Source organism: Chryseobacterium sp. MDT2-18 (genome assembly GCF_030815285.1).
GTDB classification, from domain to species: domain Bacteria; phylum Bacteroidota; class Bacteroidia; order Flavobacteriales; family Weeksellaceae; genus Kaistella; species Kaistella salivictor.
Window position 1 is genome coordinate 175,068 of record NZ_JAUSWQ010000003.1, and the last position, 14,928, is coordinate 189,995.

Below are 14,928 nucleotides of genomic sequence, written 5' to 3' on the forward strand. Positions count from 1 at the left end.
ACACCAAGAACACCAGTAGCAATAATGAATGAAATGAAAATAACAATAGTAGGAACAGGGTATGTTGGACTGTCAAATGCAATCTTGCTGGCTCAGCATCATGAAGTGGTGGCCCTGGATATTGTACCTGAAAAAATCGCCCTGCTCAACAATAAAAAGTCGCCCATTGAAGATCATGAGATTACTGATTTTTTAAACAACCGGGATTTAAATTTCAGAGCAACTTTAGACAAAAAAGAGGCCTACCAGAATGCAGATTATGTGATTGTCGCAACGCCAACTGATTATGATTCTAAAACAAATTATTTTAATACCAACAGTGTAGAATCGGTCGTCCTTGAAGTTAAAGAATACAATCCTGATGCAGTGGTTATTATAAAATCTACCGTTCCCGTAGGTTTCACGGAGGGACTTAAAAACAAACTGGATTTTCAGAACATTATCTTTTCTCCGGAATTCTTAAGAGAAGGTAAAGCGCTGTATGACAACCTGCACCCTTCAAGAATCATTATTGGTGAACAAAGTAAAAGAGCGGAAGTTTTTGCAGAATTATTGAAACAGGGGGCGGTCAAAAAAAACATCTCAGTATTATTTACCAATCCTACTGAAGCAGAAGCGATTAAACTTTTTTCCAATACCTATTTGGCATTGCGCGTGGCTTATTTCAATGAGCTGGACAGTTACGCACAAATACATGAGTTAGACAGCCGGCAGATTATCGAAGGAGTAAGTCTTGATCCCCGCATTGGGTCCCATTATAACAATCCCTCATTCGGATACGGCGGCTATTGCTTGCCAAAAGACACCAAGCAGTTGCTGGCGAATTACGCAGCGGTGCCTAACAATATTATCCAGGCGATTGTAGATGCCAACCGAACCCGTAAGGATTTTATTGCGGATTCCGTATTGGCTAAAAATCCAAAAAAAGTAGGGGTCTACCGATTAATAATGAAGTCCGGATCTGACAATTATAGAGCGTCTGCGATGCAGGGCGTGATGAAAAGAATCAAAGCGAAAGGAATTGAAGTGGTGGTTTTCGAACCAGTTTTAGAAGAAGAAACCTTCTTCGGATCTACGGTAATTAAAGATTTCAATCAGTTCAAACAAGTATGTGATGTGATTATTTCGAACCGTATGGCAGAAGAATTAGCAGACGTAAAAGAAAAAGTGTACACAAGAGATTTATTTGGGAATGACTAAGAAAACGATGCAAACAATATTAGTAACAGGAGCTGCGGGCTTCATTGGCTTTTATACCGCTAAAAAATTAATCGACTTAGGCTATCAGGTGGTAGGATTAGATAACATCAACGATTATTATGATGTGAATCTAAAATACGACCGATTAAAAGAACTAGGTATAGATCGTGAAGAAGCAGAACAGGAAAACAATTTGGTTCAATCCTCAGTTTATCCATCTTTTCAGTTTATTCGTTTAAACTTAGAAGACCGCGAAAATTTACCTACATTATTCAACAACCAAAAGTTCTACAGTGTCATCAACTTAGCTGCTCAAGCAGGAGTTCGCTACAGTTTAGAGAATCCTATGGCCTATGTCGATAGTAATATTGTGGGGTTTCTTAATGTCTTAGAATGTTGCCGTCATCATCATATTAAACACTTGGTATATGCGTCAAGCTCCTCAGTATATGGAGCAAACGCAAAAGTGCCGTTTTCAGAAGATGATCAAGTTGATTACCCGGTAAGTTTATATGCTGCTACTAAAAAGAGCAATGAGCTCATGGCCCACTCGTACAGTTACTTGTATGAAATTCCTACGTCGGGTCTCCGTTTTTTTACGGTTTATGGTCCTTGGGGTCGACCCGATATGGCACCTATACTTTTTGCTAATGCTATTATAAAAGGTCACCCCATCAAGGTTTTCAATCACGGTGAAATGAGCAGAGACTTTACTTATATTGATGATATCGTTCAAGGAATTATACTCACTTTAAAAAAACCACCAACAAAGAAGGGAGATAATTCTTATTATCAGCTTTTTAATATTGGTAATGGCTCACCAGTTTCTTTAATGAAATTTATAGAAACCTTAGAAAAAGAATTAGGACAAGAGTCGAAAAAAGAAATGTTACCTATGCAATCTGGAGATGTACCACGAACGTGGGCAGATACATCACGATTAAAGATGTTAGGTTATCAAAATACCATACCGATTGAGACAGGCGTGAAAAGTTTTATCAATTGGTTTAAGGATTACTATTCCATAAGTTGATTTATTCACCAATAAATGTCGCGAGGTACAAAAACGTAAATATATACCGAGTATTTTGAAGTCAAAATATTAAAAAGTCTAATGAATCAGTCAGTGATAGTAAGTCATAATAATAATATCTAATATATTTTAACTCTACAAAAAATATTAAATTGGACTACTAAATACCTCCAATTCTAAGCAATAAAAACACTAATGTCAATTATAAATAAATCAATTTCCGGAATGTTTTGGTCACTTTTGCAAAGCGTGGGCGGAAGATTTATTTCTTTTGGGGTGATGCTATTATTAGCCAGACTTCTTACTCCGGAAAGCTTTGGGTTAATTTCGTTATTAACCATATTTATTCAGCTAAGTCAAGCTCTAATAGTTGCCGGTTTTAATCAAGCCCTAATTCAAAAAAAGGACACATCTGATGAAGATTTTTCTTCGGTATTTTGGTTGAATTTACTTTTAAGTAGCTTAATTTATGTCATTTTGTTCCTCGCGGCCCCGCTTATTTCGGAATTTTATCGCCAGCCCTTACTCACTAACCTTACACGTGTTTTATCTTTAGTCTTTATAATTAATTCTTTTTCTTATGTTCAGGAAACTCGTCTGGTTAAAAATTTTCTTTTTAAAAAAATAGCAATTATAAACATACCTTCACTAATAATAGGAGGAACTGTAAGTGTATTAATGGCGCTGAATGATTTTGGTGTGTGGAGTATTGTGGCAATGCAACTTGTATCAAGGAGTGTTTTTGTAGTCCAAATCTGGTTTATTTCAAAATGGAAACCCCTGATAGTATTCAATATTAATAAAATAAAGGGTTTGCTTTCTTTCGGAAGCAAATTAATAATTTCAGAAATCATACATATCATTTTTGAAAATCTCTACCTGATCGTAATCGGAAAATATTTTTCTTTAAGCAGTGTAGGTTACTATCAAAACGCGAATAACCTCGTTAATACGCCGAGCTATACGCTGAGTGATGCGATTAACAAAGTTTTTTTCTCCATATTTTCATCCATTCAAGATGATAATGAAAAAATAAAGAAAGGATTTAAAAATGTAATGCGACTTACGTTATTTTTAATCTGCCCCTTATTTATTTTTGCAAGTGTATTAGCAGAACCTCTGTTTCGATATATCTTTACCGAAAAATGGTTACCCTCTGTTCCTTATTTTCAACTACTTTGCATAGTTGGTGTTTTCTTCCCGCTCAATGGTTTTAACCTCCAAATTTTAAATATAAAAGGACGGAGTGATTTATATCTTAAATTAGAAATTATCAAAAAAATAATAACTGCTGTAGGTGTAATTATAGCCATACCGTTCGGGATAAAAGCGATCATTATATTTCAGGTTATTAACAGTATTATTTCTTATTTTATAAATAGTTATTATACAGGAGTATTTATACATTACCCTCTCTCACACCAAATACTGGATATACTTCCTATATTCTTACTAACCTTATTCTGTGCGACAGCTATTTTTTTTGCATCTCATTATCTCAGCCCGTTCAACGATCTTTCTCAAATATTTTTAGGTCTGTTTATAGGCGTATCGTTGTATGTAGCCCTTGCGAAATTTTTAAAATTAGACGCTTATACAGAAGCCAGCCATCTATTTAGAAATCATTTATTAGGTTATATAACCAAACGCTAAAAGACGCAGATGTTAAAAAAAGTAAATACTCCTATTAAAGTGCCAATGAAAACGTATGTTTTTGTTCTCTCAATATTAGCGTTCACGGGTTTTGAATACTTCTACAGAGCGGATATTCTTTTAATCCCGATTGTTTTTTATTCCTTATTAATTTTTTTTCATAAGGGGTTCGGTGTCAATTCCAGTTTGCTTGTTGTCTTAATGGTTAGTATCCTATCACTTTTACAAACGCTGTTTGGTTTTAATCAAAACATATTTATATTTTTTATAACCAGCATTTTTTTTCTGGGATATTTTTTGATAGCTCGCATAACTAAATACCATTTTGCTATAGTTTATGACAATCTTATGTTTATAATATCACTGATCAGTTTAGTTTTTTTCTTTCTAACATACAATGACAAACTACTTGATTTCTTCATAACTAATGTCGCAGTTTATTTTCATCCGTTAAATATAAAAAGTAATGACCCTAATATTTTTACTGAATCGACGAATATATTAATATATAATTTTAAGAACTTTGCCTTTAGTTATAACAGAAATTCCGGACCATTTTGGGAGCCCGGAATGTATGCCGTGTTTCTAAACTTTGCGCTTTTTTTCAATTTTATAAGATTCAAAAGGCTTTTTTCATTCAAAAATATAGTTTTTATTGCAACTATAATAACAACATTTTCCACCACCGGTTATCTTGGAATGTTTTTCACTTTTATAACCTTTAACCTATTTTATTCCAGGTCAAAACTTAGATTAATTTATATCGCTATTTTATTATTAGGCTCATATTTTGTGTTTCAACTTGATTTTTTGCAAAGTAAGATTGTGGATCAACTTCAATCTGCAGATAGTGATGGAGCAAGTCGATTTGGCGCATTGTTAATTCATTTGCAGGTAATTGGAGATTATCCATTTATTGGGGTGGGCGAGGGAACATCAAGATTCATAGGACAATATACAAATGCAGAGTCTACTGCTAATGGTATAACCTTGGTTTTTGTAAAATATGGGATTCCTTTTGGGTTATGCTATTATATATTGCTGTTAAAATCATGTAAAAATATTGTGAGACATTTAGCTCAACAGCCCAACAAGTATTTGGGGTATTGTTTATTTATATTATTTTTAATTTTAGCATTTTCGCAGGATATTACCATAAGACACTTCTATTTGTTTTTAATTTTTTGGGGACTTGCTTTTTCTTTAGATTATAAACAAAATAATGATAAAAAGTACAAGATCATCAACAATGCGCAGTAATAATATAAAAAGAGTAGCAATTATTTGTGGCTATTCGTTTCCGGAAGGTTTAGCGTCTACAACTCGTATATTAACGTATGCAAAAGGTTTGGTGGAAAATGGTGTAGAGGTTGATATTTATGTATTTTTTCCCTCTGATAGGGAGCCAAACCACTTTTCAGTAGATGGTGTTATTGATGGTATAAATTATCACTATCCAAATACCAGACTATATCCGAGCCACGTGTTTTTTAGGAAAATAAGCCATATATATTTTTTAATTATCAGTGCTTATAAATATCTAAAGAAACATAAAAAAAATCATTTTGATGTCACAATACTGAGTTCCGATTTTTTTAGAATACTATATTTTTATGTTCCTATTTTGAAGACAATAAATACAAAGGCAATTTTTATTGCAGATGAATATCCTGTTCCTATGAGGGTTCATTTAAAAGAAGAATTACCGAAGTTGCATAAATTTCTTTTGCGTACAATTCTTCAGCAAGTCGACGGAATGATTTTTATAACTGGCAAATTAGAAAGCTTTTATAGGTCAATTGTTTTAAAACCAAGTTTTATATTGCCTAGCTTAACTGATTTTTCTCGTTTTTCAACAGTGGTTAAAAATGACGTTCTAGATTATATATGTTACATGGGGAGTTTAGAGTTGTCTAAAGATAATGTTGATAATATCATTGAAGCATTCAATCTTGTAAAAAATAAATATCCAGACTTAGAACTTCACTTATATGGAACTCCGAATAGAAATGATCTGCAAATTTTGGAACGAATTATTGACGAAAGTGACCTTCGCGAAAGGGTTTTTCTAAAAGGTATTATCAGTAACAATAAAGTAAGTCCTATTCTTAGTGCAAGTAAGCTCCTGGTCTCTTCACAGCCTGATACTAAAAGAGCTCAAGGTGGTTTTCCTACTAAACTCGGAGAGTATATGGCGACGGGAGTACCAATGTTAGTCACGAATGTGGGTGAAATAAGTAAGTATGTAAAGCATGGGGTAAACGGCTGGCTAGCAGAACCATCTAATGTAATCGACTATGCTTCAAAAATGGAATATATACTTGATAATTATTCTGAGGCATTGGATGTTGCAGAAAATGGAAAAAAATATGTTTACAAAAATTTTGACGCTAAATTAATAACAAAGGAAATGATCCATTTCCTGAATAAGATTTAATAATGAACGTTCTATTCCTCTGTGGATTATATCCTCAAGCTCATCAATCTGAAATATTTGCCAATAGCAAAAAAGGCTACCAGTTCGCTGCACAAACTTTGCAGGAAGCTATTATTGAGGGCTTTATACAAAATGATATCAATTTATCTATTGTAACCATGCCTTTCTTAAGCACTTTTCCTGCTGGTTACAAAAAGCCTCTGGTTAAATTCGGCCCCTCCGAATTTAACGGCCGTGTACCCACTTTCTGTTCCACCTTTATTAATATTCCTTTTCTTCGCCAAGTTTACAATAGTACAGAGAAGAATGTTTTCAACTGGTGCAAATCTATCGAAAACCCTTCGGAAATAAAACATATCATTGTTTACTCATTAACGGTTGATTTAATCAAAATTGCACTTAAAGTCAAAGAAACTTTTGCCAATGTGCGCCTCACACTTATCGTTCCAGATTTACCTGAGTTTATGGGTTCGAATAAAATTTATACAGCTTTAGGTTTAAAGAAGCGAGATGTAGATTTTATTTATAAAAATATTTCTGCTTTTGATCGTTTTGTTTTATTGAGTGAAGCAATGGCCTTACCTTTAAATATATCGCCCGAATCGTATTGCGTGGTAGAAGGAATTTTTGATCCTAAACTCATCAGTGCAGAAAGCAGTTGCTCGTCTGAGAAAACCCAAACACTGCTTTATTCAGGTGCTTTAGTCCGTAAATATGGCATTGAAACATTGCTAAATGCATTTTCATCATTAAAAGATGAAAATTACAGATTGATAATTTGCGGCGACGGGGAAGCTAAAGATTTAGTGGAAACGTTTTGTGAGAAAGATGATCGCATCAGTTATCTGGGTAAGTTGCCACACAGTGAAATTCTATCTTTGCAAAAACAAGCAGCTTTACTTATAAATCCAAGAACTCCGGAGGGAGAATTTACAAAATTTTCGTTTCCGTCTAAAACTATGGAATATTTTGCCTCAAAAACTCCGGTTTTAATGTATAAATTGCCCGGCGTACCTGCGGAATATTTTAAGTATTGCTATACATTGGAAGGAACTGATGCACAAAATTTAGCAGAAAAGATAACTGAAATCTTAAGTCTACCGGAGAATTTGCTGCAAGAAATGGGTCAGTCAGCTTCAGATTTTATTTTAGAAGAAAAAAACCCTGAAATACAGGTTAAAAAAATAATTGATTTAATGGCTGAACATTAATATTAATAAGTGTCAAATAAAGATTTAAACTTCATATATTAGGAAAAATTTTGCTCTTACTTTACTTTAAGGTAGATCCAATTAAATATTCGAGATTTATGGGAGTAACCATCGGCAATAATTGCAGAATTTATGGTAATTCACCGAATATGTGGGGAACTGAACCTTTTTTAATAAAAATTGGCAATAATGTGCATATTACGAATGGATGCAAGTTTAATACACATGATGGTGGAACTTTAATTTTGAGAAAAGAAACACCAGACCTTGAACTAACTTCACCGATAACGGTTGGAAATGATGTTTATTTTGGTCTAGATACTTTAATTATGCAAGGTGTTACAATTGGAGACAGAGTGATTGTTGGTGCAAGGTCGGTCATTACAAAAAGTATAGAAGGTGATTCCCTGATTGTTGGGACGCCGGCCTGTAAAATTAAAACTGTTGATCAATATCATGAGGAGATTAAATTGCAATCTCTAAAAATTGGGCATTTAGATAGAGATTCTAAAGAGATAGAATTAAAAAAAATATTTAGAGACAGGTAAGTTGAATATTATGAAAATTGTAAATGTTATATTGATTATTTCTTCTCTGTTATTATCCTTTTGTGAAAATACGCAAGCAACATCATTTGATTTTGTTCCAGTGAAATACACAAAAAGTTCTGTAGTTTCGTCTGCCGAACGTCGCAAAATAATATCTGACGTAAAAAATATTACAGATATAACTTTACTCTTGCCCCAGAATTACGTGGAGGACGGATCGGTTGATTATACAGATTATGTCCAAAATGCTTTAAACATATACTCTAATGTACTCCTTCCGAATTTCCCCTTGCTTATAAATGATAAGGGATTGATTTTAAAGTCTGGCTCTACCGTTATATTCAATGAAAAAACGGTTCTTTTAAAGAAACCTTCAGATAAAAGTAATTATGATGTTTTGAAGATTAAAGGTGTTAAGGACGTAAAGGTTTATTTTGCAAATATTGTTGGCGATAGATATGAACATCTTAACAAAAATGGAGAATGGGGACATGGAATTGGAATATGGTCAAGCAACAATATCTACCTTTTTAAACCTAAAGTAAAATACGGTTGGGGCGACGGTATTTATATAAATAATGGTGTAGATGTAACCGTAAATAAAGCTTTTGTGAATAATAATAGAAGAAACGGTGTCTCTATAATTTCTGGAAAAAACATCACCTTCAATTCACTTATAGCTGCTAACTCTGATGGCACTGAACCCAAAGCAGGAATTGATATTGAACCAAATAATAATCAGGAAAATCTAAAAAACATTAACATTAACAATCTCATCACTTATAATTGCACTACTGGATTGCTTGTATACTTAGGAGCATTAAGTGGTAAAGAGAGTAAAAAAATAGGAATGACGGTGAATAATCATATTGATGATTCTTCGGTATATGCCTTGGCATTATATCTGGATAAACGAGAAATTAATTATTCAAACATAACTGGTAATATTCGTATAAATAATAGTAAATGGTTAAATGTAAAAAAAACTCATATTTTATTTAACAAAAAAAATGGGGTCAAGTATAATAATATTAAGGTGGAAATTTCTACAATAGGTACTGAATTAAACAATGATACTCAAATCAAATTAAGGGAGCTAAATTCTAATTAAAATAATATTCAATGAAAATAAAAGACAAAGTCCTTCTGATTACAGGTGGCACAGGTTCCTTCGGAACCGCTGTGCTTAACCGCTTTCTGCATACCGATCACTTCAAAGAAATCCGCATTTTTTCACGCGATGAAAAAAAACAGGATGACATGCGGAACCTTTACAAAAACGATAAAATCAAATATTATATCGGCGATGTCAGAGATTACGCAAGTGTAGAACCCGCCACCAGAGGCGTCGATTACGTATTTCATGCGGCTGCCTTAAAACAGGTGCCTTCCTGTGAGTTCTTCCCAATGCAGGCCGTAAAGACCAATGTTGAAGGAACGCACAATGTTATCCGTGCCGCTGCAGCCAATAAAGTGCAGAAGGTGATCTGTCTCTCCACCGATAAAGCGGCCTACCCCATCAATGCCATGGGAATTTCAAAAGCCATGATGGAGAAAGTCGCCGTAGCGGAATCCAGAAATCTGACCGACACGGTCGTTTGTTTAACCCGTTATGGCAATGTCATGGCATCGCGTGGTTCTGTCATTCCTCTTTTTTTAAATCAAATTCAGAAAGGAGAAGAAATTACCATCACCGATCCTAACATGTCCCGCTTTTTCATGTCACTGGATGATGCCGTAGATCTGGTGTTATTCGCTTTTGAAAACGCCAATGCCGGTGATCTGTTTGTCAATAAAGCACCCGCCGGAACGATTGGTGATCTGGCAAAAGCACTCATGGAACTTTCGGGAAAAGAAACGCCCATCAAAGTAATCGGTACCAGACATGGCGAGAAACTGTACGAAACGCTCTGTACCAGAGAAGAAATGCTGAAGGCCGAAGATATGGGTGATTTCTACCGGATTCCGTCCGATAACAGAGATCTGAATTATGCGAAATTTTTCTCTGAAGGCGAACAGGATATTTCCGTGATTGAAGATTATCATTCTCATAATACCCACCAACAGGGCGTAGAAGGATTAAAAACGTTAATATCCACCCTTCCTTTAATCCGTAAAGAAATTTTCGGTGAAGAGATAACGAATCCCTATTAATGATATTGATGGAACCCAGTTTAATCAAAGGCAGTTGCCATCAGGATCATCGGGGAACAATTTGTTTTAACAATGAGTTCAATGCCTTAGGCATTAAAAGAATGTATACCATTCAAAATGCAGAGACTCATTTCATCAGAGCCTGGCAAGGTCACCAAACAGAACAGCGCTGGTTTTCTGCAATGGCTGGATCTTTTATGATCAAACTGATCAGAATAGATTCCTGGGAAAATCCGGCGAAAGAGCTGCCTCATGCGGAATTTGTATTAAAGACTGAAAGCCTGGATGTTTTGCATGTTCCAGCCGGTTATATAAGTTCCATCCAGTCGCTGGAAGCAGATTCGAAATTACTCGTTTTTGCAGATTATATTTTAGGGGAGGTGGCAGATGAATATCGGTTCCCACCCGATTATTTTAATTAAAAAAACTAAAAACGCTTCATGAAGAAAATAGGAATTACCGGTCAGAACGGTTTCGTAGGATCGCATCTGTATAATACTCTGGGCTTGCAGCCTGAAGAATATGAAAGAATCGATTTTAAAAAAGAATATTTTGAACAGCCCGGTCTGTTGGACGAATTCGTAAAAAAATGCGACGTCATTGTACATCTTGCCGCGATGAACCGTCATCCTGATCCGGAAGTGATTTACTTCCAAAATATAGAATTAGTGAAGCAGTTGGTGGGCTCGTTAAAAAGAACCGGTTCCAAAGCGCACCTTATATTCTCCTCTTCTTCACAGGAAGAAAGGGATAATCTCTACGGAAAATCTAAAAAAGAAGGCCGGTCGCTCCTGGCGGACTGGGCCAGAGAAAATGGCGGAATCTTTACCGGAATGGTCATTCCCAATGTTTTCGGCCCTTTCGGAAAACCAAATTACAATTCCTTTATCGCGACCTTCTGCCACCAGCTCACCCATGGTGAAAATCCGGTGGTGGACGTTGACGGCGAAGTGAAATTGATTTATGTGGGCGAACTGGTTCAGGAAATCATGAATCAGATTCAGACCGCCGAAAGCAAAGAGCACTACCCTGTTCCTTTTACCACTTCGATGAAGGTCTCTGAAGTTTTGGCAAAACTGAAGCATTACAAAAAACTGTATTTTGATCATGGGGAAATCCCGGAATTGGTCACCAATTTTGATTATCAGTTGTTTAATACGTTCCGGTCTTATTTCGATATTGCCAGTCATTATCCGGTGAAATTTAAGCAAAATATCGATCCCAGAGGTGCTTTCGTGGAAGTGATCCGCTTAGGTATCGGTGGACAGTGTTCTTTTTCGACCACCGTTCCCGGAATTACGAGAGGGAATCATTTCCACACCCGGAAAATAGAAAGGTTTGCGGTGATCAAAGGCAAAGCATTGATTCAGCTGAGAAAAATAGATACAGACGAAGTTTTAGATTTTTATCTGGATGGGAAGGAGCCTGCGTATGTGGATATGCCTATTTGGTATACCCATAATATCAAAAATATTGGAGAAGAAGAATTGTTGACCATGTTTTGGATCAATGAGCCTTATGATCCGGAGGATGCGGATACGTATTTTGTGGAAGTTTGATGGAACACGGCCTTTGGGGGACACGGATGAGGCGGATTTACCGGATTTTCACGGATTGATGGGAACGTGCATGCGGCGGATTTTGACGGATGAATCCAGTATAAGGATAACAGAAAATTTCTGAGGATGATCGGAATTCCGGTGAAACAGGTTTTCACGGATAAATTTCATAAATTTGGGAGAAATAAATTAAAATAAGTGCTGCTTCATCAGGAAATATCGGATAAAATTATTAAAGCGTTTTATGCAGTGTATAATACGTTGGGATATGGTTTTTTAGAGAAGGTGTATGAGAATGCAATGATGCTCGAGCTGCGCGGGATGGGTTTGAATGTGCAGCGGCAGGTGCCCGTCAGGGTATTTTATAAAGACCAGTTGGTAGGTGAATATTTTGCCGATTTATTGGTAGAAGAGTTGATCATCATCGAACTGAAAGCAGCAGAGAATATTGTTGAAGCCCATGAATGTCAACTCATCAATTATTTAAAAGCGACAGAATTAGAAATCGGGCTTTTGCTGAATTTTGGCAAAAAACCACAGTTTAAAAGAAAAATATATACAAATTAAAGGACACGGATGTCACGGATTAGGCGGATGATCACGGATTTTTAAAAAAATGATGCTGCTTGAAAAGCTCATAAAAAAAGAAAAACATTTACAGAATAAAAGAAATCTGTGATAATCAGTAAAATCCGCGTCATCAGCGTTTAAGAATCGTGATTCGTGTTTAAATAAAAAAATAAATCCGTGGAGATCCGCTAAATCAGCGTTATCCGCGTTCAAAGAAACTATGAAGAAATTGAAAGTCATGACGGTCGTAGGTACCCGTCCGGAAATTATAAGATTAGCCCGAGTCCTCACGGCACTCGACCATTCCGAAGCCATCGAACACATCATCGTTCATACGGGTCAAAATTACGATTACGAACTCAACCAAATATTTTTTGAAGATTTAGGTTTACGCAAACCGGATTATTTCCTGGAAGCCGCCGGAAAAACTGCCACTGAAACGGTTGGAAATATTTTGATTAAAATCGATCCCCTTTTAGAAGAACTCCAGCCCGAAGCTTTTTTAGTGCTCGGTGATACCAATTCGTGTCTCTGTGCCATCCCGGCGAAAAAAAGACAAATTCCAATCTTCCACATGGAAGCCGGAAACCGCTGTTTCGACCAGAGAGTTCCCGAAGAAACCAACCGTAAGATCGTTGATCACACGTCCGATGTCAATTTAACCTATTCTGATATCGCCCGGGAATATCTTTTAAGAGAAGGTCTTCCCGCCGACCGGATCATTAAAACCGGTTCTCCCATGTTTGAAGTGTTAAATCATTACCTTCCGGAAATTGAGAAATCCGATGTTTTATCCAGACTCAATCTGCTAGAAGGAAAATATTTCGTCGTGAGTTCTCATCGCGAAGAAAACATTAATTCAGAGAAAAACTTCAACGGTTTAATAGAGAGTTTAAATACGATTGCGGAAAAGTTCGGTTATCCGATCATCGTTTCTACGCATCCGCGAACCAGAAATATGATTGACAAGATGAAAGTGGTTGTTCGCCCGGAAGTTCAGTTTTTAAAACCTTTGGGTTTCCACGATTACAATGCACTTCAAATGCGCAGTTATGCGGTATTATCTGACTCCGGAACCATTTCCGAAGAATCTTCTATATTAAACTTCCGTGCCCTAAATATCAGAGATGCCCACGAAAGACCTGAAGCGATGGAAGAAGCCAGCGTGATGATGGTCGGCATGAATCCCGAAAGAATCATGCAGGGTTTAACCCAGCTGCAACAGCAGAAAATTGGCGCAGAAAGAAATTACCGCCGCGTTTCTGATTATTCGATGCCGAATGTGTCTGAGAAAGTAGTACGCATTATTTTGAGTTATACTGATTACATTAAAAGAACAGTTTGGAATGTTTATGAAGGATAAAACAATACTATATGTCGGAGGATTTAAATTACCAGACAAAAATGCAGCAGCACATAGAGTTTTAGCAAACTCTATGTTATTTAATAAATTAGGCTACCGAGTTACTTTAATTGGCCATTCTGATAATTTAAGCTCTGACAATCTAAAGTTTGAGGGTGAATTTGGGGACTCAATTGAAATGTTTTCTCGACCCTATCCAAATAATTTTAGTTCCTGGATTGACTATATCATCTCCCCCAAATCAATTATTAATTTTTGTAAAAAATACCAACCAACCCACATTATTTTTTATAATTATCCCAGTTTTGCTCAGCTTAGACTATACTTTTTTTTAAAAAAAGAAAACATAATTTGGTTATCTGATACCACAGAATGGTATAGCGCAAGTGAAGGAAATATAATAAAGAGAATTATAAAAAAATTAGATACCTCTCTCAGACTCCGAATTATAAATAAACTGAATAATGGTAATATAGTAATTAGTAAATATCTTCAAAAGTTCTATAATAATAAAAACACTTTATTATTGCCTCCGTTAACAGATTATAAAGATAATAAATGGCATAATATCCCAGATCAAAATAGCATTGATAATCAGACTTTAAATTTGATTTATGCTGGTCAGTTTGGTACTAAAAAAGATAATTTAGTTGCAGTTTTTGATATACTTAATGAATTAATTGTAGAGAATAATTTTAAAATTATTTTCAATATTGTAGGAATGACTTTGGAAGATTATCAGAAAAATATTAATACTAAGAGTTATGATTTCATTACATTCCATGGAAGAAAATCTCATTCTGACACTATTAATTTTATAAAAAGATCTGATTTTGTATTCTTTTTCAGAACTAATAATAGAGTGAATACTGCAGGTTTTCCAACAAAATTTGTTGAAGCACACACTTGTGCAATACCAGTGATTACAAATCTTTCCAGTGATTTGTCAGAATATTTAAAGGATGGCGAAAATGGGTTTGTTATCAGTAATGATACTACTATTTTAAAAGTACAACTTCTCAAAATTCTTTCTTTGAGTAAAGATGAAATACTTACGATTAAAGAAAAACTCAGAGAAAATGAAATTTTTGATTATAGAAAATATATATCGGTAACAGAATCTTTTTTTAAAAAAATAAACAAATAATAATTATACAAAATTAGACTGAGTAACTTTTTTACAAAATCTAAGTGTTTTTT

At 35.2% G+C, this 14,928-nt stretch carries 14 protein-coding genes; all 14 read left to right on the top strand.

The features are described 5' to 3' along the window. Window positions 1-33 precede the first annotated feature (33 nt). The 14 genes from QF004_RS04695 (at window position 34) to QF004_RS04760 (ending at window position 14,875) form a co-directional block, all read left to right on the top strand. Entirely contained in the window at window positions 34-1,200 is a 1,167-nt protein-coding gene (locus tag QF004_RS04695) for a nucleotide sugar dehydrogenase (protein ID WP_307423319.1), read from the top strand. 7 nt (window positions 1,201-1,207) lie between these two features. Continuing rightward, complete coding sequence (locus QF004_RS04700; protein WP_307423322.1) at window positions 1,208-2,233, top strand: NAD-dependent epimerase; 1,026 nt, start codon at window positions 1,208-1,210, stop codon at window positions 2,231-2,233. Window positions 2,234-2,428: 195 nt separating this feature from the next. Then, on the top strand, window positions 2,429-3,886 hold the full coding sequence (locus QF004_RS04705; protein ID WP_307423325.1) for a lipopolysaccharide biosynthesis protein: 1,458 nt from the start codon (window positions 2,429-2,431) through the stop codon (window positions 3,884-3,886). 9 nt (window positions 3,887-3,895) lie between these two features. Beyond that, window positions 3,896-5,146, top strand: coding sequence for an O-antigen ligase (locus tag QF004_RS04710; protein ID WP_307423328.1), 1,251 nt, complete (start codon window positions 3,896-3,898; stop codon window positions 5,144-5,146). Next, window positions 5,109-6,323, top strand: coding sequence for a glycosyltransferase family 4 protein (locus QF004_RS04715; protein ID WP_307423331.1), 1,215 nt, complete (start codon window positions 5,109-5,111; stop codon window positions 6,321-6,323). Before QF004_RS04710 ends, QF004_RS04715 begins: the two co-directional genes overlap by 38 nt. 2 nt (window positions 6,324-6,325) lie before the next feature. Next, window positions 6,326-7,534, top strand: coding sequence for a glycosyltransferase (locus QF004_RS04720; protein ID WP_307423334.1), 1,209 nt, complete (start codon window positions 6,326-6,328; stop codon window positions 7,532-7,534). A 98-nt stretch (window positions 7,535-7,632) separates the two neighbouring features. After that, on the top strand, window positions 7,633-8,082 hold the full coding sequence (locus QF004_RS04725; RefSeq protein ID WP_307423337.1) for an acyltransferase: 450 nt from the start codon (window positions 7,633-7,635) through the stop codon (window positions 8,080-8,082). Window positions 8,083-8,092: 10 nt separating this feature from the next. Next, window positions 8,093-9,193, top strand: a complete 1,101-nt coding sequence (locus QF004_RS04730; protein WP_307423339.1) for a hypothetical protein — start codon at window positions 8,093-8,095, stop codon at window positions 9,191-9,193. A gap of 11 nt (window positions 9,194-9,204) precedes the next feature. Beyond that, window positions 9,205-10,236, top strand: a complete 1,032-nt coding sequence (locus QF004_RS04735; protein ID WP_307423342.1) for a polysaccharide biosynthesis protein — start codon at window positions 9,205-9,207, stop codon at window positions 10,234-10,236. A gap of 8 nt (window positions 10,237-10,244) precedes the next feature. Beyond that, the gene (locus QF004_RS04740; protein ID WP_307423345.1) at window positions 10,245-10,658 is read left to right on the top strand and encodes a WxcM-like domain-containing protein; all 414 of its coding nucleotides are present in this window, start codon (window positions 10,245-10,247) and stop codon (window positions 10,656-10,658) included. A gap of 18 nt (window positions 10,659-10,676) precedes the next feature. Then, a complete protein-coding gene (locus QF004_RS04745) occupies window positions 10,677-11,795 on the top strand; it encodes an NAD-dependent epimerase/dehydratase family protein (RefSeq protein WP_307423347.1) in 1,119 nt (372 codons plus the stop codon). A 198-nt stretch (window positions 11,796-11,993) separates the two neighbouring features. Next, on the top strand, window positions 11,994-12,362 hold the full coding sequence (locus tag QF004_RS04750) for a GxxExxY protein (protein ID WP_307423350.1): 369 nt from the start codon (window positions 11,994-11,996) through the stop codon (window positions 12,360-12,362). 223 nt (window positions 12,363-12,585) lie between these two features. After that, the gene (gene wecB, locus QF004_RS04755; RefSeq protein WP_307423353.1) at window positions 12,586-13,728 is read left to right on the top strand and encodes a non-hydrolyzing UDP-N-acetylglucosamine 2-epimerase; all 1,143 of its coding nucleotides are present in this window, start codon (window positions 12,586-12,588) and stop codon (window positions 13,726-13,728) included. Beyond that, window positions 13,718-14,875 carry a glycosyltransferase gene (locus QF004_RS04760; protein WP_307423356.1) on the top strand — a complete coding sequence of 386 codons (1,158 nt, stop codon included), beginning with the start codon at window positions 13,718-13,720 and terminating at the stop codon, window positions 14,873-14,875. Before wecB ends, QF004_RS04760 begins: the two co-directional genes overlap by 11 nt. Window positions 14,876-14,928 lie beyond the last annotated feature (53 nt).